The sequence below is a fragment of the Apibacter sp. ESL0432 genome, from assembly GCF_019469225.1.
Lineage (GTDB): Bacteria > Bacteroidota > Bacteroidia > Flavobacteriales > Weeksellaceae > Apibacter.
Genome location: NZ_CP048266.1, coordinates 512,184 through 538,133 on the forward strand (window position 1 = coordinate 512,184; position 25,950 = coordinate 538,133).

General features: G+C 29.4%; 21 protein-coding genes. 6 read left to right on the forward strand and 15 right to left on the reverse strand.

What is annotated here, in order from left to right; all coding sequences use genetic code 11:
• The first annotated feature begins 331 nt into the window (after positions 1-331).
• On the forward strand, positions 332-2,722 hold the full coding sequence (locus GYM73_RS02160; protein ID WP_220234009.1) for an outer membrane beta-barrel family protein: 2,391 nt from the start codon (positions 332-334) through the stop codon (positions 2,720-2,722).
• Between the two features lie 859 nt (positions 2,723-3,581).
• The gene (locus tag GYM73_RS02165; RefSeq protein ID WP_220234010.1) at positions 3,582-5,960 is read left to right on the forward strand and encodes an outer membrane beta-barrel family protein; all 2,379 of its coding nucleotides are present in this window, start codon (positions 3,582-3,584) and stop codon (positions 5,958-5,960) included.
• Between the two features lie 81 nt (positions 5,961-6,041).
• On the opposite strand, the gene GYM73_RS02170 is transcribed toward GYM73_RS02165, so the two are convergent.
• From GYM73_RS02170 to GYM73_RS02215, 10 genes are all read right to left on the reverse strand, one after another.
• The gene (locus GYM73_RS02170) at positions 6,042-6,599 is read right to left on the reverse strand and encodes a hypothetical protein (RefSeq protein WP_255571002.1); all 558 of its coding nucleotides are present in this window, start codon (positions 6,597-6,599) and stop codon (positions 6,042-6,044) included.
• Between the two features lie 4 nt (positions 6,600-6,603).
• The gene (gene menD / locus GYM73_RS02175) at positions 6,604-8,271 is read right to left on the reverse strand and encodes a 2-succinyl-5-enolpyruvyl-6-hydroxy-3-cyclohexene-1-carboxylic-acid synthase (protein ID WP_160557331.1); all 1,668 of its coding nucleotides are present in this window, start codon (positions 8,269-8,271) and stop codon (positions 6,604-6,606) included.
• Positions 8,272-8,344: 73 nt separating this feature from the next.
• Positions 8,345-9,091 carry a 3-oxoacyl-[acyl-carrier-protein] reductase gene (gene fabG / locus GYM73_RS02180; protein ID WP_160557330.1) on the reverse strand — a complete coding sequence of 249 codons (747 nt, stop codon included), beginning with the start codon at positions 9,089-9,091 and terminating at the stop codon, positions 8,345-8,347.
• Between the two features lie 236 nt (positions 9,092-9,327).
• A complete protein-coding gene (locus tag GYM73_RS02185) occupies positions 9,328-9,930 on the reverse strand; it encodes an AAA family ATPase (RefSeq protein ID WP_160542611.1) in 603 nt (200 codons plus the stop codon).
• A 12-nt stretch (positions 9,931-9,942) separates the two neighbouring features.
• Entirely contained in the window at positions 9,943-11,301 is a 1,359-nt protein-coding gene (locus GYM73_RS02190) for an MATE family efflux transporter (RefSeq protein ID WP_160542610.1), read from the reverse strand.
• 195 nt (positions 11,302-11,496) lie between these two features.
• Positions 11,497-11,730, reverse strand: coding sequence for a hypothetical protein (locus GYM73_RS02195; protein WP_105297212.1), 234 nt, complete (start codon positions 11,728-11,730; stop codon positions 11,497-11,499).
• Between the two features lie 13 nt (positions 11,731-11,743).
• Positions 11,744-12,004: a GlsB/YeaQ/YmgE family stress response membrane protein gene (locus tag GYM73_RS02200; protein ID WP_220234011.1), complete on the reverse strand. Its 261-nt coding sequence runs from the start codon at positions 12,002-12,004 to the stop codon at positions 11,744-11,746.
• Positions 12,005-12,333: 329 nt separating this feature from the next.
• A complete protein-coding gene (locus GYM73_RS02205; RefSeq protein ID WP_105297211.1) occupies positions 12,334-13,596 on the reverse strand; it encodes a sodium:proton antiporter in 1,263 nt (420 codons plus the stop codon).
• A gap of 201 nt (positions 13,597-13,797) precedes the next feature.
• On the reverse strand, positions 13,798-14,751 hold the full coding sequence (locus GYM73_RS02210; protein WP_160542608.1) for an aldo/keto reductase: 954 nt from the start codon (positions 14,749-14,751) through the stop codon (positions 13,798-13,800).
• A gap of 62 nt (positions 14,752-14,813) precedes the next feature.
• The gene (locus tag GYM73_RS02215) at positions 14,814-16,064 is read right to left on the reverse strand and encodes a CinA family nicotinamide mononucleotide deamidase-related protein (RefSeq protein ID WP_220234012.1); all 1,251 of its coding nucleotides are present in this window, start codon (positions 16,062-16,064) and stop codon (positions 14,814-14,816) included.
• 299 nt (positions 16,065-16,363) lie between these two features.
• Here GYM73_RS02215 and GYM73_RS02220 point away from each other — a divergent pair, with 299 nt between their 5' ends.
• Positions 16,364-17,029: an HAD family phosphatase gene (locus GYM73_RS02220; protein WP_160542606.1), complete on the forward strand. Its 666-nt coding sequence runs from the start codon at positions 16,364-16,366 to the stop codon at positions 17,027-17,029.
• 31 nt (positions 17,030-17,060) lie between these two features.
• On the forward strand, positions 17,061-17,516 hold the full coding sequence (locus GYM73_RS02225; protein WP_220234013.1) for a DinB family protein: 456 nt from the start codon (positions 17,061-17,063) through the stop codon (positions 17,514-17,516).
• Between the two features lie 113 nt (positions 17,517-17,629).
• Here GYM73_RS02225 and GYM73_RS02230 read toward each other — a convergent pair whose 3' ends face one another.
• Positions 17,630-18,556 (reverse strand): manganese-dependent inorganic pyrophosphatase, encoded by a 927-nt coding sequence (locus GYM73_RS02230; RefSeq protein WP_220234014.1) that lies wholly within the window; start codon positions 18,554-18,556, stop codon positions 17,630-17,632.
• 199 nt (positions 18,557-18,755) lie between these two features.
• Here GYM73_RS02230 and ffh point away from each other — a divergent pair, with 199 nt between their 5' ends.
• On the forward strand, positions 18,756-20,102 hold the full coding sequence (gene ffh / locus GYM73_RS02235) for a signal recognition particle protein (protein ID WP_220234015.1): 1,347 nt from the start codon (positions 18,756-18,758) through the stop codon (positions 20,100-20,102).
• Positions 20,103-20,269: 167 nt separating this feature from the next.
• Here ffh and GYM73_RS02240 read toward each other — a convergent pair whose 3' ends face one another.
• From GYM73_RS02240 to GYM73_RS02255, 4 genes are all read right to left on the reverse strand, one after another.
• The gene (locus GYM73_RS02240) at positions 20,270-20,881 is read right to left on the reverse strand and encodes a thiamine diphosphokinase (protein ID WP_220234016.1); all 612 of its coding nucleotides are present in this window, start codon (positions 20,879-20,881) and stop codon (positions 20,270-20,272) included.
• Positions 20,874-21,440, reverse strand: coding sequence for a cob(I)yrinic acid a,c-diamide adenosyltransferase (locus GYM73_RS02245; RefSeq protein WP_160542601.1), 567 nt, complete (start codon positions 21,438-21,440; stop codon positions 20,874-20,876). Before GYM73_RS02245 ends, GYM73_RS02240 begins: the two co-directional genes overlap by 8 nt.
• Before the next feature lie 103 nt (positions 21,441-21,543).
• The gene (locus GYM73_RS02250) at positions 21,544-22,314 is read right to left on the reverse strand and encodes a Kdo domain containing protein (RefSeq protein ID WP_220234017.1); all 771 of its coding nucleotides are present in this window, start codon (positions 22,312-22,314) and stop codon (positions 21,544-21,546) included.
• Positions 22,311-23,060, reverse strand: coding sequence for an RNA methyltransferase (locus GYM73_RS02255; RefSeq protein ID WP_220234018.1), 750 nt, complete (start codon positions 23,058-23,060; stop codon positions 22,311-22,313). Before GYM73_RS02255 ends, GYM73_RS02250 begins: the two co-directional genes overlap by 4 nt.
• Before the next feature lie 3 nt (positions 23,061-23,063).
• Here GYM73_RS02255 and GYM73_RS02260 point away from each other — a divergent pair, with 3 nt between their 5' ends.
• Complete coding sequence (locus tag GYM73_RS02260) at positions 23,064-25,919, forward strand: BamA/TamA family outer membrane protein (protein ID WP_220234019.1); 2,856 nt, start codon at positions 23,064-23,066, stop codon at positions 25,917-25,919.
• Positions 25,920-25,950 lie beyond the last annotated feature (31 nt).

Below are 25,950 nucleotides of genomic sequence, written 5' to 3' on the forward strand. Positions count from 1 at the left end.
AGTTCTTTTATACTATATAAATATCATAGATAATTCAAAAAATTATATCAATCGACTAAAAAAATAAACATTAAGTTTATAATAAATTAAAATTATAAAAAAACAACATATTTTATATGATAAAAATCATAAAAACACAAAATAAATAATAGGGATAAAATATCTGTTTTATATTGGTTTTGATTAAAATTAAAATAAATTATCTTTAAATTTTATCTCAAATTTTTTAAAAATATATTATAACATTTAATAATATGTTTAAAATATATAACATCTCGTTATAAATAATATTTATTGATATAAATTTGCCATAATTTTTATAACAAAAACTATGAAAATTTTCTATTTATTTGTTATCATATTAGTATGTAATTATTCATATTCTCAAGAAATTACTCTTAAAGGGAGGCTTGAATTAAATGAAAATATATTTGAAAATAAATACAAAATATATTTGATCAAGCAAGATTCTATTATCATTACTTCAGAGATAGATGATCATAAAAACTTTAATTTTAGAAATTTATACGAAGGATTATACGAGTTAAAAATTAAAGAAGATAATGAAGAATTATATTCCAAATCGTTAATAATAAAAGAAAATACAGACTTAGGAATAATTAATCTGTCTACCGGTGTAAAATTACAGCAGATAGTAGTTACAGGAAATAAAAAACTAATTGAGCGAAAAATAGATCGAACTATATTTAATGTTGAAAATTCAGCTGCAACCTCAGGAGGAGATGGTTTGGATGTATTGAAATTAACCCCGGGAATACAAGTTAAAAATGATCAAATATCCATGGTCGGTAAAAGTAGCTTGAAAGTATTAGTTAATGATAAGATCATTCCACTATCTGATGATGATTTAATTAATTATTTAAAATCCATTTCATCTGATAATATTAAGAAAATTGAAGTGATCACCGCGCCTCCCGCGAAATACGATGCTGAAGGAAATTCGGGATTAATAAATATTGTTTTAAAAACAAGTAAAAAGAATAATTGGAACAGTTATATTGGTGGGACTTATAAACAGGCTAAATATGCGTTATTTAATGAAAATTTAGGATTTACATTTAATTATAAAAAACTTACATTCAATACTGCTATAGATTTTTATAATGGTAAAAATTTTTCACAATTGATCAATAAATATAGTGAATTTACTGATAAAAATATCAATAATTATATTAATAGTAATTTTAAGCTAAAAAAATACTTTAATGGAAACCTTGATTTGGATTATCAAATAATAGAGAAATTAAATTTAGGTGTTCACTTATTGTATAAGAAAACAGAAGGTTCTTTAAATCTGTATAATAAACAATATCAAAATAATTTATTAAATCCAAATATTCTGACGAATAGTGTGTCAAAAGAAATTGAAGAAAGAGAAAACTTTTATTCGAATTTTTACACACACTATAAATTGGATAGTCTGGGAAGTAAGATTAAATTTAATTTGAATTATTTTAAAAATACGAGAAAAGAAAATGCAATTTTAAATTCAAAAGATTATATAGATTTTGATTCGTATTTACCTACAAACGATTTTGCCTCTCTGGATACAAATAATCAAAAAATTTCAAATTATTCTGGAAATTTAGATATAGAGCAAAAATTAAAAAATTTGGGAATAGATTATGGAATTAAATTATCGCATAGTAAAATAACTAATAATATAGGCTATAGTGAAAATAAAGAAGGAAAAAATGATTTTCAAGAAAAATACAAAGATCTTTTGGAATATAAAGAAAACATTCAAGCAATTTATTTTTCAGGGAAAAGAAAAATTTTGGATAAATGGGAAATACAAATCGGATTACGATTGGAAAGCTTTCAAAGCAAAATTAATTCCATAGTATCTAAAGAAGAATATAAATCTAATTCAATTGAATTGTTTCCGAGCTTTTATTTATCGTATGTGTTAAATGAAAAAAATACTTTTACATTTACCTATACAAGACGTATAAATAGACCTTGGTATAGGGCATTAAATCCGTTTGTTCTTCATATAAATAAAAATACAACACAAGCAGGTAATCCATATCTACATTCTTCAAATTCAGATAATTTAGAATTGAATTATACCTGGAAAAATAAGTGGACAAGTGGGATTTATTTTTATAAAGCGGAAGATGTTATAAATATGGTAAATTACTTAAAAGAGGACGACACTAATTTTTTGCATTATAAATTTGAAAACAGTGTCAACGAGTATTCCGTAGGTCTAAATCAAAATTATGTATTCAATACATTTAAATTTTGGGAAAGTACTCTTACATTAAATTTATTTTATAAAGAAAATAAATCTAAAATTGAAGGTTTTAATTCAAATAATACTATAAGTTCAAGTTTAGAGACAAATAATAATTTATTTCTAAATAGAAATAAAACTGCATATTTTACCATAGTATATCAATATAATTTTCCTCAGTATGATGGGACGGATAAATTGAAATCCTTTTCAAATTTTGGTGCAGGATTGAAATGTCTGTTTCTTGATAAAAAATTAGTGCTTTCCTTATATGCCAATGATATTTTTAAAACATTTAAATATAAAGTATATAGTGTATACAATCAAAATAAGAATAAAATTACTGATTATGAATTTTCACAAAATTTACGGTTTTCGATAAAATATAATTTTGGAAATAATTCAATAAAATCAAAGTCTATTAAAACAGGTAATGAGGAAGAACAAAGCAGAGCTAAATAAGCTATCTGATATTTATAAGACAATCAATTTTTATCTTTAAAAAGAGTATAAATTTAAAAAAACAGGAAATCATAGCCAATTAGTAAAATTAAGGTCAAATTATTATAATTTGGTTAAAAATCAATTGGAATTGGGTACAAAATTTATATTAATTCATGCCTTCCTAAAAACTCATTAACAAAAAAAATTATTTATAATAACTACAAGATTGAAACGATAATAATAAACGATCCTAATGAAATATTCTTCCTTTTATATATTTCAACATTATAAACACATTGAAAATAAGATTATTTTAATGTAGTCTAAAAGCAAATGTAAATATGCTCTTTAAATATTGATTAAATTTTAAAGTATATAATCGATTCAAATTATATTTCAATAAATTTTTTTTAAACTTTTATAGTGAAAAGAAAATGATTAAAAAAATAAATTCATATTAAAATAACATCACTTACCTTAATTTTTTGATATACTTCAAAATATAGTTTATGAGTAGTAAACTTAATTTTTAATTACTTAAAAACAGAAATTAAAAAAAACTTATAAAACAGTTAAGTTCAAGAATTTAATTGTAAATATTGATTTTATTACAAATATTTCTTAAGTAATAAAATTCATATTTCAAGCATGATATAAATCATATTTTAAAATTATTGTAAGATAAAATAAAAATATATTACTTTTTTCAAGATAAAAATAAGGATAAAGTAATTTCAAGTGAAATAAATTCATGATTTATCTTATTTTGATAATATTTAGAATTATTCTAAATTGATATAATGTATCAAAACGAATAAAATTGTTTGGTTTATTGTTTTATTATTATAGTTTTGCGCCTTTGAATGAGAATGTTATTATGAAATTTAAATATCTTACAATTCTATTATTTTCTTTTTATATATCTTTTTCTCAGTCTTTTAAAATAAAAGGGAAAATAAGTATCGAAAATTCAGCTATTGAAAATTTAGCCGAGATATTATTATATAAACATGATTCTATAATTAAAAATACTATTCTAGAAGAAGACGGTTTTTTTATCATTAATGATATATCGCAAGGTGTTTATACTTTAAATGTAAGACAGTGGGGTAAAAGTATTTATAAGAAAAATTTGGATGTAAAAGAAGATATTGATTTAGGAGAAATAAAAATATTCCCAACTAAAGAATTAGAGCAAGTATTAGTAACAGGAAATAAAAAACTAATTGAGCGAAAAATAGACAGAATGGTTTTCAACGTCGAAAAATCTATTGCCTCCTCTTCAGGTACTGCTCTTGATGTATTGAAGAAGACCCCTAAATTAAAGTTTGATGGAAGTAATATTAAAATTATAGGTAAAAACTCTGTCAAAATTATGATTGATAATAGGATAGTTGAATTATCAGGTGAATCACTCATTAATTATTTACAAAGTATTTCATCAGAAGCAATAAAAAGTATAGAAATTATTACGAACCCGCCATCAAAATATGAAGCGGAGGGTAATAGTGGATTAATTAATATTCTTTTAAAAAAAGCAAAAAAAGATTCATGGAATCTTTCTTTGCAAGAAAATCTAAAACAATCGCATCATACTTCTTCCGGTCAAGGTGCTGATTTTAATTTTAATAAAAATAAAATCTCATTATCGGCTAATATATTTAATAATTTTACATTTAGTGATTTCACAAATAAAATTAATTATTATTACCCTGATGGATTGTGGTATAATAAACTTAATGGTACAGATAAAAGTAGAAAACCATCATTTCGAACAAATTTTGATTATAAATTAAATAATCATATTACTTTAGGCGGAAATTATTCATATTCTCAATCTAATTTCATAGGGAATAGAAATTCATTGGTAGATATTGAAGGTAATAAATCTTATAACATTATTCACACTCCAACTTTAATAAAAGAAAATTCACAAATACATATTGCTAATTTTCATACTCAATATAAAATAGACAGTATAGGGCGGTTGCTAAATTTGGATATTAATTATATTAGTTTTAATAACGAACCTCGTAGTATGTTTCATTCAAATTATATTTTGCATGATCAAATTGTTGATGAAACGGATGTAGCGAAAAATTATTTAGATCAAAAATTAGAAAATTATTCTACCTCACTAGATATGGAGCATCCATTTTCTAATATTAAATTTAATTATGGCGGCAAGATTTCTTTTAACCATGTTGATAATAAATACTCTTATTATACTTTGAATATAGAGAATGTTCCAATTCCGGATACAATCAATAGTAATCATTTTACATATCAAGAAAATATTGAAAGTCTATATGTGAACACATCTAAAGAAATTAACGCTAAATGGAAGGCTCAGCTAGGAATGAGAATGGAGATTTCTCAGGTAAAAGGCATATCTAAAACTTTGCAACAAATAAACAAAAATAGTTATATAAAACTCTTTCCAACGGCCTATCTTTCTTATACTATTGATGAAGAAAATGTAATATCCTTAAATTATGGAAGGCGAATACATCGACCAAAGTTTTCCGTTTTAAACCCATTTAAACAGTATTTAACCCCTAATTCCTATATAACAGGGAATCCTGATCTAAAACCATATTATACACATAATTTCGAATTAAATTATGAGTATAAAGATTTATCAGTGTCTTTGTCTTATTCAAGGGTGAAAAATGAATACACAGATGTGACATTATTAAATACTATTGATAAAACACAAGTTTCTACTCAATTGAATGCTGTAAATTCATCTACTTACAATTTAGATATATTCTATTTATTTTCAGAAATTCCTTGGTGGGAAAGTAATAATGAAATGAACTTACAGTATTCCGAATATAAGTCAGATAATCCACAAATAGGAAAAATCCGCAATATGGGTTGGTTATTTTATTTTTCAACAGATAATTCCTTTTACTTACACAAGAATAAAAATTTTATATTTAATATAAAATGGATCTATAGTGGTAAAGGAGTAGATGAGATAAGTAAAATAAATTCATATCAAAGTATTGATTTAGCTTTTAGAATGTTTTTTTTACAAAAAAAATTGCAAATAACTATTTCAGGAGAAGATATTTTTCAAACCAATAAGCCCAAATATACTGATTTTACAAACAACATAAAGCAGACGTATAGCTGGTATGGGGATACTAATCATTTTTTTCAAATATCGATAGTATACAAATTAGGTAATAATAAACTAAATTTAAGAAAAAGAAAATTAGGTAATGAAGAAGAAAAAAATAGGTTGTAAGTATTTATATAATATTATATTGAATATAATCTAGATTTACAAATATGATTAATATGTTGTATTGGTGTTAAATACAATATATTAATTCAATCCTTCCAAAAACTCAATTACCGAAGAAAAACTAATTTCTTCAATAATTTTAAAAAAATCAATTTCTTCCTGATGAGGTAAAAAATCAGAGATAATACGCAGGATAAAATCCTGGGGTCTTTTCAAATGCATAAAAGTATAATCTTCCATATTAATCAATGTTCCGATCGGAATATTGGAAGTCGTAACAAACTTATCGGAGGTAAGGGAACTTAGTTTAGGAAAATGAGTATGAGATGAGGAAAGTATTAATTTTCCATTTTCAAATATTTCTCCTGAATATCCGTATAACGAAGAAGCCACCACTTCAATTAAACTTCCTTTTTGTAACTCTTTAGGCATCGTTTTTTCAATTCCGGTAATAGCTGTAAATCCTACTAAAACATCTAAATCAGACTTTGGTTTAGTAATCATGGATTTAGCAATTTTTTCACGACCTATACCGGTTATAATAACCTCATAAGAATGTTTTAATTTAGAAAAAACTTTTAAAGCATCTAAAATTTTTTGATTTTCTTCCCTCATAGGGGTGAATAAATTAATTCTCATGTTTTTATTCCTGATTTAAATAATTGAAATATTCACGTAAAATTCGTGAATTAGGATGATTAACAGTATTAATTTCCAATAATTTAGGTTTTTCCGAGCAAAGAAAAAAAGAATCTAACTGTTTTAACAGTTCTTCTTGATTATGAGCTTGAATATATTCAAAATTATATTCTTGAGCCAATAATCGAGCAGTACGATTATGTCGGGTAACAAAATATTCCTCTAAAGAATTGGAAGAATCGGGCCCGGGAATAATTTTGAAAATATCGCCACCACCATTATTTACAAGTATAATCCTAAATGTATTAGGGATATATTTATTCCATAAAGCATTAGAATCATAAAAAAAACCAATATCACCGGTAATCAAAAGAGTAGGGTGAGTATCTGCAACGGCGAAACCAACGGCCGTTGAAGTTGCCCCGTCAATGCCGCTGGCACCTCGATTGCAAAATATCTTATTTTTAGAGTTAAAATTGAATAACTGAGCATATCTGATCATAGAACTGTTAGAAATTTGCAGATTATATGAATCAGGTATTTTTTCATCCAAAGTATTTATAACTCGTAAATCGGAAAATGGTAAGTTTTTAATAAAATCATTATGCCTAAGTTGTCGCTCATCTTTAAGTTGTTTCCATAGTAAAGAATACGAAGAAGCAACGGGAGGAACTTTCACTAATTCTTTTAAAAAAATGACCGGATTTTCTTCAATTTTTTCAGTTAAAGAAAAATAAGTATCAGGATGCCAATATTCATCTAAATGCCAATGGGCCTTCAACTTAGATTTTCGTAAAAAATCTTTAATTTTTTTTGAAACAATATTTTGACCAATGGTAAGAAGTAATTCCGGTTTATAATCATCCATCGCTTCTTCACCAAAAGGAAATATATAGCGGTCAATATTAGGATAAAATTTTGAAGAATTTAGATTTGAAGTAACTTCAGTAAGAATAATCGTATCTTCCCTCTCAGCTAATTTTTCGAGTAATTGATTTAATTCCGAATTGGGTTGTTGCATCCCAATAAGAATCATTTTTTTAGAAAAGTTGTTCCAAGTAGAAAACAAGTGTTTGTATTTATCTGAATTATAATTTTTTTCAGGAAGAGTTAGTTTTTCAAATGAAATTTCAATTTGATCTGTTTGCTCATATAAAGGTTCTGAAAATGGAATATTGATATGAATCGGTCCTGATTTTAAAACACAAGTATTCAATGCTTTTTTTAAATCTAGAAAATTTTGTGTAATTGATTCTTCACTTTCTGATTCAGACAATTGATAAGATCCATAAATATGATTGCTATACATATTTTTTTGTCTTATAGTCTGACCGTCAAAAATATCTACATAATTTTCCGGTCGATCAGCAGTAAGCACGACTATAGGTATATTTTGGTAAAAAGCTTCTATAATTGCCGGATAATAATTAGCGGATGCTGTGCCGCTGGTGCAACAGATGGCCACAGGTTTTTTCTTTGATTGAGCCATTCCTAACGCAAAAAATGCTGCTGATCGCTCATCCACTATGCTGTAACAAGTATATTCTTGATGATTAGTAAAATGTATGGTTAAAGGAGCATTTCTAGATCCAGGAGATAATATGATATCCGTAATTCCGTATCGATATAAAACTTCTCCAATTAGTTGAACTGATAATTTATTACTATACATAGTTTTTTAAGTTAAAAAAGAAAGAGATTAAAAAAATTTAATCTCTTGTTTATCGTGCTTTAATCCATATTTTTTAATAAGTAAGCATTCCACCGTTGACATTGAGTACATGTCCGGTTACATAGCTTGATAAATCACTGGCAAGATATAAACATGCATTAGCAATATCTTCAGGAGTTCCTCCTCTTTTCAAAGGAATATTATTTCTCCATTCTTGAATGGTTTTTTCATCCAAAGCTTCAGTCATTTCAGTTTCAATAAATCCGGGAGCAACTACATTGCATCGAATATTTCTTGATCCTAATTCCAATGCTATGGATTTAGAAAATCCAATAATTCCTGCTTTAGAAGCAGCATAATTTGCTTGACCTGCATTACCTTTTACTCCAACTACAGAACTCATATTGATAATCGAACCCTTTTTTTGCTTCATCATCGGTTTTATGATTGCTTTGGTAAGATTGAATACCGAATCCAAATTGATGCGAATTACTTCATCCCAATCCTCTTTACTCATTCTTAATATAAGGTTATCTTTAGTGATACCTGCATTATTAACCACAATGTCAATTTGCCCGAATTCTTTTATAACATCATCGGCAAGTTTCTGAGCAGAATCAAAATCTGAAGCGTCTGATTGAAATCCTTTTATTTTAGTTAAAGAACCTAATTCTTTTTCCAGCTCTTCTGCTTTAGCTACTGAAGATGCATAAGTAAAAGCTATATTTGCTCCGTTTTGAGCAAATACTTCAGCAATTCCTTTTCCAATACCTCGGGTTGCTCCGGTAATAATCGCGGTTTTTCCTTCAAGCAATTTCATATTGTAATATTATTTTTTTTCAAATATAATACTTTTGTCATTATCAAGATAATTTTAAATTGTTCAATTATATCGTTTGATAATACAGAATACAACCACGATATTTTTTTCGTAAATTCTCGGGCAGTAAAGTTTAACAAGTAAAGAATATTCACAAGAACTATAACAATAATTGTTCCTTATTATTTTAAAAAATAAGTAAGATTTTTAGCTTGTATATTCTTTATAAATAACAACTAAAGTGCAAATTTTTGCTCTACAAAACTTTTAATAAGAAGTACACTTTTATCAATCCCTAAAACGGATGAATTGATGCAAAGATGATAAGAACTGGCATGCCCCCAACTTTTCTTATTAAAAAAGTTATAATATTCTTTTCTCTTTTTATCTATTTTTACGTTTAATTCTTCTGCTTCTTTTAAAGAAATATTTTTTCTTTGAGATGTTCTCCGAATTCGATCTTCTTTATTAGCTGTAATAAATATGTCTATCCTTCTCTCATATTCACGCAAAATATAATCGGAGCAACGACCCACAAAAAGAGCAGAACCTTTAAGGGCTTCTTCTTTAATTATTTTACTTTGTATTTCAAATAAATTTTCGTTTCCTAAATAGTTTTTAGATAATTGCATACCAAAAAAATTATCAAAAAAACTATAACAATTTTTTTCATCCGCTTGCTCAAAAATATCAGCATTTAAACCGCTCTCAATAGAAGCCAGATTAATAATCTCTTTGTCATAATATGAAATGTCCAATAAATCAGCCAATTTTCTCCCGATTTGTCTGCCACCGCTTCCTAACTGTCGACCAATGGTAATAAAATATTTATCTTTCATAACGTACTTATATTAGTTTTCAGGATTATATCTATTAAATTCTTTGTATTGCTTATAAAGCATAATGGCAGCCAAAATAGTAGCAAAAAAATCAGCTAAAGGCATACTTAACCATATTCCTGCAATGCCGAAAAATTTAGGTAGAATTAGTAAAAAAGGAATTAAAAATAGTATTTGACGAGTGAGAGATAAAATTATAGCTTTTTGAGCCATTCCGATACTTTGGAAAAAGGTAGAAGTAACAATTTGAAAACCTACAATCGGATAACAAATAAATACCATGCGTAATCCTAAGGATGCAATATCAATTAACTCTTTATCGGTTGTAAAAATAGAAGCAACCGCATGAGGCACAGATTCAACCACAAGGAAGCCGGTACACATGACCAAAGTCGCTCCTAAAATTGTTTTTTTCAAAACCTGGGTTACTCTGGGATAAAGTTTTGCTCCGAAATTATAACCGGCTATAGGTTGCATACCTTGATTTAATCCCAATACTATGGTTACAAATAAAAAAGCAATCCTATTTACAATTCCGTAAGCACCAACGGCAAGATCTCCACCATATTTTAAAAGGCCCTGGTTAATAATTATAACAATCACCGATGCAGCTGCGTTCATTAAAAACGGCGACATACCAATAGATAGAGAATCTTTAACGATATATTTGTTTAATTTAAAAATTCCTTTCTGTATATGGATAAAATTATTTTTGTCGCAAAACAGATAAATCTGCCAAATTAATACTGAAGTTTGAGAAATTACCGTAGCAATGGCGCTCCCACGAATACCCCAATTAAAAACGAAAATGAATAAAGGATTTAAAACTAAATTTATAAGTACGGTAAATATGGTCGCATACATGGACTGTCTGGGTTTTCCGGAAGAACGTAACATAGAGTTTAATCCAAGATACATATGAGTGATCACATTTCCTGAAAGTATAATAACCATAAAATCATGAGCATAGGGAAGGGTCTTTTCACTCGCACCGAAAAAATATAATATCGGATCTAAAAACAATAAGGAAATAATGGTAAACGAAATACCAATAAATAAGTTCATGATGAACACATTACCTAAAATGCTGTTGGCTGTGGTATAATCTTTTTGTCCCAAACGAACGGAAAGTAAGGTAGCAGCACCTGCACCAACTAACGAGCCAAAAGCTGCAGCAAGATTCATAAGCGGAAAAGTTATGGCTAATCCGGAAATAGCTAAAGGTCCTACACCATGTCCTATAAAAATGCTGTCCGTAATATTATAGAGAGAGGAAGCAATCATGGCTATAATAGCAGGAATAGCATATTGTTTTAAAAGTTTTCCAATATTTTCAGTACCTAATTCAATAGGTGTACCTGTTACTTTCATATTTTATTTATCTTAATTATGAATATTTTAAATCTAAAATGAAGTAAAAAAGCATACAATATAAAGGTAGTAAAATTACTAGTATACTATTTAAAATGTAAATATAGAATATTTCGACAGGTAAACAAAATAGCAGCTAATTAGCTGCTATTTACATGTATTCAATTTATTACTTACTTATTATGCTAACTCTTATTACTCTTCGTGTATAAAGCTTTCTCCTTTTTCTCCATATTTTTTCGCTCGATCTTTTAAATACTCTGCCTCATTTTTACCAACATCCACTATATTGCTAAAATTTTTTTTGGTTTTGGATGTAAATTTACTTATCTCATCAGAAACTTGATCTAGAAATCCATCTTCTTGCATTTTTCTGGCAACATAACCTAGAGCAGCACCCAAGATTGTACCCAATAATACTTTTTTCATAACATATTATAATTTAATAAGGTTTTTTTGTTCTAAATAATGATATAATCCATAGAAGGACCACAGAACCAATTACAGACATTAGTAACATTCCTAATTTACCTCCACTGGAAAAGCCCAACAAACTATAGATCCATCCTCCCAATATACTTCCTACTAATCCAACAAGCAAATTAACTAACATTCCAAATCCACTGCCTCGCATAATTCTACCTGCAATAAAACCGGCTATAATTCCAATAATTATAGACCATAAAATACCCATTCCTTCCATTTATAAAATTTTTTAGAGTTTACTATTATTTCAATTTTGAAGGAAGTGTAATAATCTTGTAGTTCTTTATGATTTAAACAATAAATATGCCATTACCTTATCATTTAATAAGTAAACCATAGTTGTATTTTAATATACTCCATTTAAATTGGCGTATGTTAAAAATAAGTATAAAAAGTAAAGTTGCAGCAATTTATAAATTGAACAAAATTGAAGTACCAATGGAAATTAAATCGGTGTTAAAACGAAAATAGTATCTGCATGTATTGATTATTGCAGATACTATCATTATTTTTAATACTATTTGAAAATAGTTACGATGCAGTAATTTACTGAATGTCTTTTGCTACTTTTCCAACAGTCAATCCTTGAACTAAAATAGAGAAAACCACTACCACATAAGTAACGGCTATAATAGTTTCTTTATAGTCACTCTCAGGAACTGAAAGAGCCAATGCGATGGAAACCCCGCCGCGTAAGCCTCCCCATACTAAAACGGCAATAGTTCCTTTGCTGAATTTTTCCTTAAAAGGAATAATCATTGTTGGAATTTTAATAGAAATAAATCTGGCGAATAAAACAATGATAATGCATATAATACCTAGTAGCCAGTAATGAATTAGATCATCGATAAGTAAAAGTTGGAATCCCATAAAAAGGAATAAAATTGCATTCATAACCTCATCGATTAATTCCCAGAAAGTACCCACACTGCTTTTTTTACTAGTACCCAATCTTCGTCTGGATTCTCCTATTATCAATCCCGCACCCACCATAGCAAGAGGAGCAGACGTATGCAAAGAACTTGCAATAAGATATCCTCCCATAACTACCGCTAGGGTAATTAAAACCGAAACTTTATAATCATGTGAAGTTCGTATCGCATAAGCGGCAAGATATCCAAGAGCCGCCCCTAATAACAATCCGCCTACCGCTTCTCTAAGAAATAAATCAAAAATATGGGCAAATGATAAATCCATTCGTCCGGTGGCAACTACTACGGGATTATAAGCAAGATTAGCTAATACGGCAAACAATACCACAGCTACCCCGTCATTAAGAAGAGATTCACCTGCAATTTTTGTTTCTAAAGACTTAGAAACATTGGCTTGTTTTAATATACTCAATACCGCAATCGGATCTGTCGGAGAAATTAAAGCACCAAAAAGTAAACAATATATTAAAGGAATTTCTGTATGTACATTTATAAGAGGAAGAAGATAATTGGATGTATAATAAAGGCCTACGCCCACAACGATGGCAGATATTATAACTCCTAAAGTAGAAAATATTATAACAGGAAGCCTTTGTTCCTTTAGATCCGACATATTGATATGTATAGCTCCGGCAAATAGCAGGAAATTTAACATACACCCCATCAAAATTTCGGTAAAATCAAATTCTTTTATTAATGAGGCAATATCATTTAAAGGTTTAGAGGTTAAACTACCTAAAAGAACTAAAATAATTGACATAATTAACGCAATGATCATTATTCCGATGGTAGAAGGGAATTTTAAAAACCTTACATTAATGTATGAAAAAATAGCAGCTAAAATAATAAGGATTGAAAATGAGTAGTATAATTCCATGAAATTGAATAAAATTTTTTGCAAAGATAATAAATAATATCAGAGAAAAAATAAAATCAAATTTCATCACCTGCTTAAAAGACAGAAAAATTTTATATTTATATTATAAAAACAGATTATATTAATTAAATTATCTTATAAAAGGAAAAAAAGTATTCAAGAGGATGAATACTTTTTTTTATATTATTTGAGCGCTTGTCTTTATGAAGTTACCTTACTGGCAATGTCTAAATCATTAATATCATCTTGAGATAAATTTAGGTCTACCGCTTTTAATATATCCAATTGTCCCAATTTAGAAGCACTAGCTATAGGAGTAGTAATACTCGGTCTTTGGATGATCCATGCGATAGCAACCTGAGCCGGGGTAGCTGTATTTCGTGCGGCAACATCCTCTAAAGTTTTTATAATTCGTAAGCCTCTGTCGTTTAAATATTTCTTTAAGCTGTCACCTCTTTTACTTTTATTTAAATCCGCTTCCGAATGATATTTACCGGTTAGAAAACCACTTGCCAAAGAATAGTAAGTCATGACACCTAATTGGTATTTTTCGGCAATTGGTTCATAATCCTTTTCATACGGTTGTCGATCATACAGATTATATTCAGGCTGTAAAACGGAATAAGAAGGTAGATTATTAGATTTACTTATTTCCAATGATTTTACTATTCTCTCAGGAGACATATTGGAAACCCCTATGTAACGTATTTTACCCTCTTTTATTAATTGCTGATAAGCATCCAATACTTCTTCTATGGGAGTGTCGGGATCATCAAAATGAGTAAAATATAAATCTATATAATCGGTTTGAAGACGTTTTAGTGATTCCTCAACTTCTGAAAGAATATATGATTTTTTCAACCCTTTATGTGTACTGTCAATTTCTGCCCCTACTTTAGTTGCAATAACAAGTTTATCTCTAGATCCTTTTTGATGCATCCATTTTCCAATGATGGTTTCTGATTCTCCGCCTTTATTGCCGGGAACCCATGCAGAATATACATCTGCGGTATCAATAAAGTTAAATCCTAATTCGGTATATTGATCTAATAATTCAAAAGAAGTGTTTTCATTGGCAGTCCAACCAAATACATTGCCCCCAAAAGCAAATGGATAAACCTCAAGATCAGTCGGACCTAATTTTCTTTTTTTCATAATCTGATGATTTGTTATCTCTACGTAAAATCTAAAATTATACCAAATGCGTAGGTCAACTTTTATTTGTTTTCAATCATTTCAAAATAAATAAATTCCAATGCTTTGTTAGTTATTCGAGTAATCATTTCATCTCTGGTAACATGAGGATAATAATATTTTTTTACATAGGTCTTACCATGAATATATAAACCTATATAAGCTAAACCTACCGGATCGTTAAATTCATCAGAACTTGGACCGGCAACGCCTGTAGTAGATATTGCAACATCTGAATTAAATAACTCTGCACACTGAATAGCCATTTCTTTAGCTACTTCTTCACTAACCACTTTATGAGTATGAATAAAGGGTTCGGGTATTTTTAAAACGCTCTCCTTAATTAAAGAGCTATAAGCCGTAATTCCTCCTTTATAATAAACAGAACTTCCCGCTAAGGAAGTGATTTTATGAGATATGTTTCCACCGGTAATACTTTCAGCGATGGATAAAGTAAGATTATTTTTTGAGAAAAAATCGGCAATAATTTCAATTATATTGGTAGTAGTAGTTGAGAGTAATTTCTCATGTAAAATTTGAGATAGTTTTTTTATTTCTTTAGTAATTGTTTCTTCAAGTAGTTTTTTATCAGTTCCCTTTGCACTCAATCTAAGTTCAATCCTAGCCCCCGAAGGCAAGTAAGACAAAGACACAAAATCAGGCAAACTGTTTTCCCAATCCGTTAACGTTATGGCTAACTCGCTTTCAAGATAATCTACAACAATAACAGAACGCCTTACAATAAAGGGAAGGTTAAATTCTTTTTTTATTTTCGGAATAATAAATTCTTCAAACATAGCTTGGGTTTCATAGGGAACACCCGGAAGGTTGATTAAAATCTTATTTGATTTTTTTGTCCACAAGATAGGAGCTGTACCATATCTATTAATTATAACTTCCGAATGTGAAGGTACAAGAGCTTGTTTACGGGTCAAATCATTCATCGTTCGACCATTTGTACAGTACATCTGAGTGATGTAATCCAAAGCAGGTTGATTAATAACTAATTGATCAGATAAGAACTCTGCTAAAGTTTGTTTGGTTTTATCATCTTTAGTAGGTCCCAGTCCCCCGGTTGTTATTATAAAATTAGTGTCAGATGCGAAGGCTTCTTTTAATTTAGTCACTATAGAATCGGGGTTGTCGGAGATTGTCGAAATTTCTGTGACCGAAACCCCTGTAAGATCTAGTTTTTTAGCAATGAAATTAGAATTGGTATCCAGAGTTCTTCCGGAAAGAATTTCATCTCCAATAACGATAATACACGCTTTCATATATATAAATTTAAATATCAAATTTAGATAATTATACAGGATATTTGTATTAATTTTATGAGTTTAAAATTTCAAAAAAAATGAAATTTCAGAAATAGTGTAAAATTTTACAACTAATTTATATAAAGTAGAGGTTCATTCCAAATTTAGAATATTAGTAAAGGCTACATAGTAGAAACAATATTTCTTAAATTTGAGCCTTTAAATTCACAATTTTTTAAATAAATCAAATTTTATTGAGAATAATTAAAAAATATCAGAATTAAAACCTACACTGCAATCGTAGATAAAATAAACTTATGATAAACACAGTTATTTTTGATATGGATGGGGTAATAGTAGATACTGAGCCTATTCATGAATTGTCATTTAAAAAACATTTTCATTCTATAGGATTGGATATATCTCAGGAAGAATATGATACGTTCAGAGGATTATCTACCCGTAATTTATATCAAAATTTGAAACAAAAATATGGTTTGAAACAAGAGGTTGAGGAATTGGTTCAACAAAAAAGAAATATTTTTAATAAAATTTTTCAAGAAGATGAAGATCTAGATTTATTGCCGGGTGTAAGAAATCTTATCGAAAGTTTATATAAAGATAATTTTCAATTACTTTTGGCTACTTCTTCGGCTCGTGTAACCTTAACTAAAATTTTTGATCGTTTTGGATTGTTTCCTTATTTTAAACATATTGTGAGTGGAGAAGATTTTCCAAAATCAAAACCCGATCCTGCTATATTTTTAGAAGCTGTAAAATTATCAGGACAACCAAAAGAAAACTGTATTGTCATTGAAGATTCGACTAATGGCGTTATTGCCGCCAATAGGGCCGGTATATTTTGTATAGGTTATAAAAGTGAAGCCTCCGGTGATCAAGATTTGTCTACAGCGGATCAAATAATAAATGATTTTTCTAATTTAGATTCCGATACGATTAGGGCCATTGGTTTAGTTAAATAACTTTAATACTTTTGTTAAAATTCTTTTTGAGGTGAAAAAACAATTTGAAATTTTTAAAATACACCGTAAATCCTTAGTACAAGAGATTGACGATTTAAGTATAGAGCAATTACAGAAAATTCCTGAAGGATTTAAAAATAATATTTTTTGGAATGTTGCCCATACGTTGGTTTCTCAACAAATTCTTCATTATAAAATGTCAGGTTTAAATCCGCTGATAACCAATGACTGGATTGAAAACTATCAAAATGGTACTTTTCCCAGATTTGTAATTACAGAAGATGAAATTGACTACTTAAAAAGTAAGCTAATTATCACCGCTGAACAACTGGAAGAAGATTTTAATGAAAAAAAATTTGAATCTTATACTGAATTTGAAACAAAAATGGGCATTGTGATTTCTTCCGTTGAAGATGCGATAAATTTTAACAATACCCATGAAGCATTACACTACGGAATAGTGTCAAGTATGAAAAAATTAGTGTAAAATATTTTTTTTGAAATAAGTTAGCAACCTTTAGTGTTAACTGTAAAATGAAAAAACCAAGCACTTTTAAATAAAGTGCTTGGCTTCTAAAAAAATTAAGAATATGGATGAATCTAGGATAATGCTTCAGTTATTTGGGGAATAATTTGTTTTTTACGGGAAACCACCCCTTTAAGGAAAGCTTCGCCGTTTTCAAGTCGTATTCCAAAAGCCTTTTCTGAAGCTTGAGCAGCATTACCTATAGCTAAAATTTTTGAATCACTATCCAACACATTAGTCACTACAAGTAAAAAAAGATCATAACCTTCTTTATTAATTTGGTTGGTTATAGCAGCCTCTATATTGGATTTATTAGAAAATACATCATCATAATCAATTGTGTTAACTTGAGCAACCCGTACCTTTTTTCCGTTTACTTCGAAAGATTTAGCATCCAGAGATAGTAATTCTTCGGCAGATTTGTTGGAAAGATTGGTTCCTGCTTTAAGAAGATCAAATCCGTATTTTTCAACCTCAATACCGGCAATTTTTGCTAATTCATGAGCCGCATCTATATCTTCTTGTGTGCAAGTAGGAGATTTAAATAATAACGTATCGGAAATAATCCCTGATACCATAAGACCTGCGATATCAGCGGGGATTTCAATGGAATTTTCTTTATAAATTTTTGAAATAATAGTTTGAGTACATCCCACAGGTTCAGCGCGATAATAGAGAGGAACAGAAGTATGAAAATTAGCGATACGATGGTGATCTATTACAGCTAAAATATTCAATTCTTCAATATCTGCAACCGATTGTTGGAATTCATTGTGATCTACCAAAATAATCTCTTTCGTTTCATCGGAAGCTCTAGAAATAACTCTAGGCGCTTGTATTTTAAAATAATCCAGGGCAAATTGGGTTTCTTCATTAGGAGTACCTAAAGCGACTGCCTCAGTATTTTTACCTAAGGCATTTTGTAAGTAAGAAAATGAAATAGCAGAGGTAATGGTATCCGTATCAGGATTTTGATGCCCTGTAATTAAAATTTTATTCATGTTAGCTAAAATTTGAAAATTTTTTAATCATGTATATAAACACGATGTCTTTTTTATTTAATTTTATATAAAAGCAAATATACATTTTTAAACTTTTTTAGCAAAGAAAGGGGCTTTCTAATTACTGAAATACATATTTTTAAATTAAGTAAAACTTTACTATTTTTGCAGTTAGTATAATAGTATATAAGTACCGAATATGTTTCAGAATTTACAAGATAAATTAGATAAGGCATTACATAACATCAGCGGGAGAGGAAAGATCACGGAGATTAATGTTGCTGAAACCGTTAAAGAAATTAGAAGAGCTTTAGTGGATGCAGACGTTAGTTATAAAGTGGCCAAAGATTTGACTAAAAGGATTCAGGAGAAAGCCTTAGGTCAAAATGTGCTTACTTCCGTTACGCCGGGTCAGTTAATGGTGAAGATTGTACATGATGAGTTGGCCGATCTAATGGGAGGAGAGAATGTTGGAGTAAATTTATCGGGGAATCCTACCGTTATCTTAATTGCAGGTTTACAAGGTTCCGGTAAAACCACCTTTTCGGGAAAATTAGCTAATTATCTTAAAACTAAAAAACAAAAAAAAGTTCTGTTAGTTGCCTGTGACGTATATCGTCCGGCTGCAATTGATCAATTAAAAGTTTTAGGAGATCAAATTGGAGTTGAAGTATACACAGAACCGGAAAGTAAAAATCCGGTTGATATTTCCGGTCATGCCATAGAATATGCTAAACAAAATAAATTTAATGTTGTTATAATTGATACTGCAGGACGTTTGGCGATTGATGAAAGTATGATGAATGAAATCAGAAACGTTCATCAAAAAGTCAGTCCAAATGAAACTTTGTTTGTAGTGGATTCCATGACCGGACAAGATGCGGTAAATACTGCCAAAGCTTTTAATGATGTATTGAATTATGATGGGGTAGTATTAACTAAATTAGACGGTGATACCCGAGGAGGTGCTGCTTTAACTATACGTACTGTGGTTGAAAAACCAATTAAATTTATTTCCACCGGAGAAAAAATGGAAGCGCTGGATATTTTCTATCCTTCGCGTATGGCTGATCGTATCTTAGGGATGGGAGATGTGGTATCATTAGTAGAAAGAGCACAAGAACAATTTGACGAAGAAGAAGCTCGTAAATTACAGAAAAAGATAGCGAAAAATCAATTCGGATTTGACGATTTCCTTAATCAAATTAAGCAGATTAAGAAAATGGGAAATATGAAAGATTTGCTTGGAATGATACCGGGTGCAGGTAAAGCATTAAAAGATATTAATATTGATGACGATGCTTTCAAGCATATTGAAGCTTTAATTTATTCCATGACTCCTGAAGAAAGAAGAAATCCGGCTATTATAACTACATCTCGAAAGAATAGAATAGCTAAAGGAAGCGGTAGATCCATACAGGATATCAATCAGCTGTTAAAACAATTTGAACAGATGAGCAAAATGATGAAGATGATGCAAACACCGCAAGGAAGGATGATGATGCAAGCAATGGCAAAACAAATGTCGGGAGGAAAACCTTTTTAAATAAGATATCTCTATTATTTAAATTAAAGATAAACTTTTTAAAGAATCATTAATAATGATTATAACGGTTAACTAATTAATCGTTAATTATTTAACCATTAGATGTTATTTCAAGCATCTATATCGTTAAAACCTAATGACTTAACTAATTTTTTTAGCAAAAAAGTTTAGCGGCTGATGTAGATCAACAGTTCGCCCTCACCGTAGGTTATAACAACTTCATTTTCTACAGCCACATTGCGCGTACCTAATCGTTGCGGAAATATAAGAGTTTCGTTAGATAAGGGATATTGTAAACCTTTCGTACAAATATTTTTAGCCTCAAAAAAAGGGATTAAGGAAATGGTTTTACCTTTTGCACCGTTAATTTTAGTTGATTTACCCGAGAAAAAGAATTTTGAATAATCATCGTAAAATGTAATGCGGAGTTTATTTTTAAAAAAAAGTGCTGTAGATAAATTTCCAATGAAATGATCGCTTTCTCTTCCGCTGCCACCGTAAACATCCACATCATGTATACCTTTATCTAGCAATAATTCTAAAGCCTTATGAAAATCAGTTTTGTTTTGATCCGGTGTTTCAATAATTGGAATAGACGTCGGGATAGTCGATACTTGTACACTATCCAGATCTCCTGAAATATAATTAATTGTAAAAGGTAAATTTTTTGCATATCTGCTGTACGCCCCGTCTGTACACGTAATAATGGAATATGAATCTAAATTTTCAGGTAAAATTGTAGGTTTTTTTCCGTTTAAAAAAAGTAATGCTTTATTCATTGGGATTCCAAGGTTCTTCAATTTCATTTGCTAAATGTGCAAAATATCGTGCAAGAACAAACAAATAATCAGATAAACGATTTATAAATTTTTGAATAATGGGTCTTATATCTTCAATTTCACCTAAGGTGACTATAGTTCTTTCTGATCTTCTGCATACGGTTCTTGCAACATGTGCAGTAGAAGAAGATACATTTCCTGCCGGAAGAATAAATTGCTTTAAAGGAGGGAGGGTTTCGCTTATTTCATCAATCCATTGCTCCAATAAAATTATTTTTTCTTCAGAAAGTAAGCAAGATATTTTAGGTTTTCCATTTGGAGAATACATTTTATCTGAAGGAGTAGCTAATTCAGCACCTATAGTAAATAGTAAATTTTGTATAATTTTTAATTGTTCATCAATATTTTTAAGAGAACCATAACTTCTTAGCAAACCGATATAAGAATTTAATTCATCTATTTCGCCATAGGATTGAACGCGAATGGAATTCTTAGATACACGTTTTCCTCCATACAAACCCGTAGTTCCGTCATCACCTCTTTTCGTATATATTTTCATTAATATATCTTTTTTTACTTGTAAATATGAAAAAGTTTTAAAATTAAATCTTTGAAATTTTTAATAGTAAAGTTAATTTAAATAAAAACGGGACTAAAAGATGCTAAACATTTTTGCCCAACAGTTTCTTTATCTTTTTCTTTCTTTCCTTCTTTTCAATGAATTTATTATTTTTTTTAAGCAATTGTTCCCTGATAAATTTAACATTTTCATGGCTGTATTTGGCATATTCTTTTGCAATGATAGGGATCATTTCATCCGTTAAGGATAATCTAATAAAATTTTGAAGCCTTTGATCTAAAGATAAAGATTGAAAACTCATCCGATTTAAATCGATTAAAGAAAATAAATATACGTTTTTTTCTTGATCATTTTTTATGAGTACATTTCCCGGTGAAAGGTCTTTAAATAAGATATGATTTTCATGAATAGAAAAAACAAATGAAACAAATTCTTTCAGTATTAATTCCCAATCATCAAAACTATTTCTTTTTTCAATGAGTTCCCTAAAAGTAAAATCGTACTCAGAATACTTTGAAAAATAAAAAGATCTTTTGATTTTAAAATTATGAATCTCTTCAAAAAAACCAATCGGTTCCGGTGTATTTATACCCTTAGAAGTTAAAATTTCAGCATGAAAATAAGAACGATGGGCTTTAGATTTTCTAAAATTAGCATAAACAAGTTGATTGAGAAGATGAGGCTTTTTAAAAGATTTTACCGCTAAGTTTCCCAGTACAGGATGAGGTATTTTACGTAAAGTGTTCCGTTCTTGAAATATAATCTCACCTAAAGAATCAAAATTTTCGATTATTTCATTTAATATGTCCGTATTGTTACGATATTTTTTAGATATATACGAATTCCATTTCATTTTATATTCCCATTTAATTTTGCAGCTCTCGAGTAGAATTCACTTAAAATTATTCCGGTAGACATGGCGACATTTAAACTTTCTGTTTTTTGTTCTAAGCCGAATCTGGGGATTGTTAGAGTATGTGTACACAGAGATTTTATTTCATCTGAAACGCCATTTCCTTCATTACCCATAACCACATAAAAATTTTCGGGTAAATCCGTAGTATATAAATTTTCACCTTTCATATCTGTACCCATAACCGGTATGTTGGAATTAGTCAATATTTCAGCGATGTCTGTATATACAACGTTTACTCTGCTTAACGATCCCATTGCAGATTGAACTGCTTTGGGATTATAGGCATCAGTAGTTCCTTTACTGCACAAAATCTGTTTAATCCCATACCAGTCTGCAAGACGTATAATCGTTCCCAGATTTCCCGGATCTTGTATTTCATCCAATACTAATTGTATTCCACTATATGAATTATTTGAGTTTTGAGGTATTTCTAATACTGCTAATGCATCGTGAGGGGTAGTTAGAAAACTAATCTTTTTTAATTCTTCGAAACTGATCATCTGATATTGATTTTCATCTAAAAAAGAAATGGGAACCGTACTGAAAATGTTTTTTACAGAAAACTGCGAAAAGCAGAATTCTTTAATGCTTTTTATACCCTCAACAACAAATAAGTTATATTTTTGTCTATACTTTTTTTTTGAAAGCGACTGAATAAGTTTAATTTTACTTGCAGACAACATAAAATGAAATTAGGATACAATATTATAGTAAAAATATTGATTTTTGTTCAACTGTTTCTCATTTTTTCATGTAGAACAAATAAAGTACCTAAAAATGGACATTTATTTATTGATAATAAATATAAATATGTAGATAAAAAAGGAAAACCCTATTTGGATGCATACGGTAATCCCTTTTTGAATAAAAAAGGCAAAGAAATTATCAACGAATACAAGAAACCATTTGAGGATGAACTGGACAGTTATGTAAAGCAAAAATCTAATAAAAAAATACTATTCATAATTCCATTAGGGTTGTGGCTGTATGATTTCTCAAATCCTACATTCGATTCCGTCTACGCAGAATACTATTCCGTTAGTCAAAAACAAAGAAATCAAAAATTACTGGATTCTCTATATGTAAAATATAACTTAAAAAATTATGTTGGCAAATCCAGATGGTTCGATCGCTTTTTTTATAATAATGGAGAAGCCCCTGTATTAGTTGATACCTTAATATCTAAAACTTCTTCAAAAAACATACAACAATATTTTAAAAACAGAGGGTGGCGTAAGTCCATTGTAAGAGACAGTGTAATTACTTCCGGTAAAAAAGCTCATGTGCAGTATTCTATAAAATTAGGGCGTCCTATGATTATGGATACGATCACCTATGATATTGCCGATGAAATAAAAGATGATTTATATGCTCATTATTTAAAACGAACAAGACAGGCGAAGAAAAAAAAGTCTCAAACTTATGAACTTTCAAAAGACGAATTTATATACAACCTATTCAGTAGAGGTTCCTATGTTAAAAAAGGAGATCGATTAGATGCTTATGTAATTGAGAATGAGATATCCCGTTTGGAAAACCGTTTTAAAAATATGGGATATTATCGTTTTAATGATCTTAAAGATGAAGTTATTTACTATGTAGATACGGCTAATAATGTATATGATGTTTCGGTCAGATTATCAATCAAGAAAAGCCAAATAGGAAGTTCTACCACTACCGCAGCTGTTACCGATTCTACTAGATCGGATACTCTTAAGAAAGATACTTTAGTACATAAATTCAAAAGATTTAAATACAATAAAATAAACATTTCACTTTTAGATAACGAAAATAGAGATACTAGTAAAAACACTATAGACTCAAGTTTCTATGTAACTACCAAAAAAATAGTAAGACGGGTTGACGGAAAGAAAACAAAAATGATGGTTAACGATACCATTGCTTTTATTGTTAACCATTTAGGAAATAAATATAAAAACAGAGTATTGGCAGATATGTTAGCCATTGAAAAAGGGCATTCATATAATTTAAGCTCTGAGACTCGTACTCGACGAAATATATATAAAGTAAATAATTTTAACATCCTCGGGTTTAATACAGTTCCTGAAAAAGACTCTGATTCCACCTTAATATCCAATATCATCCTTTCTCCCATGGATAAATATTCTTATGAATTAGGATTTGAAGCGTTTAATTCAGGTGTTGTTAATTTCGGTATAACTCCCAATCTTACCTTTACGGTAAAAAATCTTTTTGGGGGAGCAGAAAATTTAAGTGTCAGTTTTGGAGGATCTTTAGGAAATATTAAAACGAAAAAAAATAACAGTAAGATTTTTAATGCATCGGAACTATCAGCGCAGGCCAGTTTATCCTTTCCTAAGCTTATTTTGCCTTTCAACGCTAAAAGATTAATTCCTAAAGCCTGGGGGCCTTCATCGGCAATTTCTTTAGGATATAATGCACAATATAACATAGGTTTGGATAAAAGAAGTTATAATGCCGGATTACTTTATAATTTCAATCCCACCCGAACTACCGTTCACCAAATTACATTATGGAATCTACAATATACACAGTTTTTAAATCCTAATAATTATTTCAACATATATACACAAGACAGTAAAGTAAGAAATAATGTTTACAATTTATATTTTCAACAGTATCCTTCCGCCAAAGAGGAATATGATAAAAACCATAATGACAATGATTTGCTGTTTCAAATCCAGAATAATATAGACTTTCAAGATTATTTAAGATCTACGCATTTAAGTTTAGCTAACGATTACGACTTAATGGAATTTCGTCGTTATCGTTTCACACAGAATGTATTAATCTCCTCTTTTAAATATGATTTTACCTACGATCAACGATTAGGATATTTTCCGGGTAAACATCCATTTTATTTAAAAGCACAAGTGGAATTAGCCGGTAATCTGGAATCTTTATTTAACAAAACACTCAAAGATTTCACAACTTCCAATAATAAAACTATAAAACAAATATTTGGAGTTCCCTATTCACAATATGTGAAATTCGATTTAGATCTAAGGAAATTTTGGATTTTTTCCGGAAAAAAATCGTTTAATGCGAGACTTTTTACCGGAATAGGAATACCTTATGGAAATTCCTTTAGTATGCCTTTTGACCGAAGCTACTCTGTGGGTGGACCGAGTGATGTTCGAGCCTGGAAATCCTTTGGTTTTGGTCCGGGATCATCAAAATTAGGAGGAAAAGACGGCTATGAACTAATAGCGATCGATAATTTTAAATTGTTGACTCAGGTAGAATACAGGTTTCCTTTACCAAGTAAAGGGTTCGAAGGAGCTTTATTTGTAGATGCAGGAAATGTTTGGGGAATTAATAATAATTCCCTGAATAAATTTGAATTTAATTCCTTCTATAAAGAACTGGGAATTGGAGGAGGATGGGGGATCCGTTGGGATATAAGTAACTTTATCATTCGCTTTGATTTTGCTTATCGATTTCATGATCCAAGAAGAGATGAAAATGACCGATGGTATTTTAAATATATCAATCTGTTGAAACCTCAAGTTAATTTTGCTATCGACTATCCGTTTTAATCAAATAATTTTTGTTTGCATAAATACGTTG

Excerpts from the sequence above, each read along its gene's own strand:
- GYM73_RS02205 (WP_105297211.1), bottom strand. The coding sequence starts at position 13,596 with ATGGAATTATACTACTCATTTTCAATCCTTATTATTTTAGCTGCTATT.
- GYM73_RS02215 (WP_220234012.1), bottom strand. The coding sequence starts at position 16,064 with ATGAAAGCGTGTATTATCGTTATTGGAGATGAAATTCTTTCCGGAAGA.
- ffh (WP_220234015.1), top strand. The coding sequence starts at position 18,756 with ATGTTTCAGAATTTACAAGATAAATTAGATAAGGCATTACATAACATC.
- GYM73_RS02190 (WP_160542610.1), bottom strand. The coding sequence starts at position 11,301 with ATGAAAGTAACAGGTACACCTATTGAATTAGGTACTGAAAATATTGGA.
- GYM73_RS02255 (WP_220234018.1), bottom strand. The coding sequence starts at position 23,060 with ATGTTGTCTGCAAGTAAAATTAAACTTATTCAGTCGCTTTCAAAAAAA.
- GYM73_RS02185 (WP_160542611.1), bottom strand. The coding sequence starts at position 9,930 with ATGAAAGATAAATATTTTATTACCATTGGTCGACAGTTAGGAAGCGGT.
- GYM73_RS02165 (WP_220234010.1), top strand. The coding sequence starts at position 3,582 with ATGAAATTTAAATATCTTACAATTCTATTATTTTCTTTTTATATATCT.
- GYM73_RS02210 (WP_160542608.1), bottom strand. The coding sequence starts at position 14,751 with ATGAAAAAAAGAAAATTAGGTCCGACTGATCTTGAGGTTTATCCATTT.
- GYM73_RS02230 (WP_220234014.1), bottom strand. The coding sequence starts at position 18,556 with ATGAATAAAATTTTAATTACAGGGCATCAAAATCCTGATACGGATACC.
- GYM73_RS02245 (WP_160542601.1), bottom strand. The coding sequence starts at position 21,440 with ATGAAAATATATACGAAAAGAGGTGATGACGGAACTACGGGTTTGTAT.
- GYM73_RS02240 (WP_220234016.1), bottom strand. The coding sequence starts at position 20,881 with ATGAATAAAGCATTACTTTTTTTAAACGGAAAAAAACCTACAATTTTA.
- GYM73_RS02220 (WP_160542606.1), top strand. The coding sequence starts at position 16,364 with ATGATAAACACAGTTATTTTTGATATGGATGGGGTAATAGTAGATACT.
- GYM73_RS02160 (WP_220234009.1), top strand. The coding sequence starts at position 332 with ATGAAAATTTTCTATTTATTTGTTATCATATTAGTATGTAATTATTCA.
- GYM73_RS02195 (WP_105297212.1), bottom strand. The coding sequence starts at position 11,730 with ATGAAAAAAGTATTATTGGGTACAATCTTGGGTGCTGCTCTAGGTTAT.
- GYM73_RS02250 (WP_220234017.1), bottom strand. The coding sequence starts at position 22,314 with ATGAAATGGAATTCGTATATATCTAAAAAATATCGTAACAATACGGAC.
- GYM73_RS02170 (WP_255571002.1), bottom strand. The coding sequence starts at position 6,599 with ATGAGAATTAATTTATTCACCCCTATGAGGGAAGAAAATCAAAAAATT.
- menD (WP_160557331.1), bottom strand. The coding sequence starts at position 8,271 with ATGTATAGTAATAAATTATCAGTTCAACTAATTGGAGAAGTTTTATAT.
- GYM73_RS02260 (WP_220234019.1), top strand. The coding sequence starts at position 23,064 with ATGAAATTAGGATACAATATTATAGTAAAAATATTGATTTTTGTTCAA.
- GYM73_RS02200 (WP_220234011.1), bottom strand. The coding sequence starts at position 12,004 with ATGGAAGGAATGGGTATTTTATGGTCTATAATTATTGGAATTATAGCC.
- fabG (WP_160557330.1), bottom strand. The coding sequence starts at position 9,091 with ATGAAATTGCTTGAAGGAAAAACCGCGATTATTACCGGAGCAACCCGA.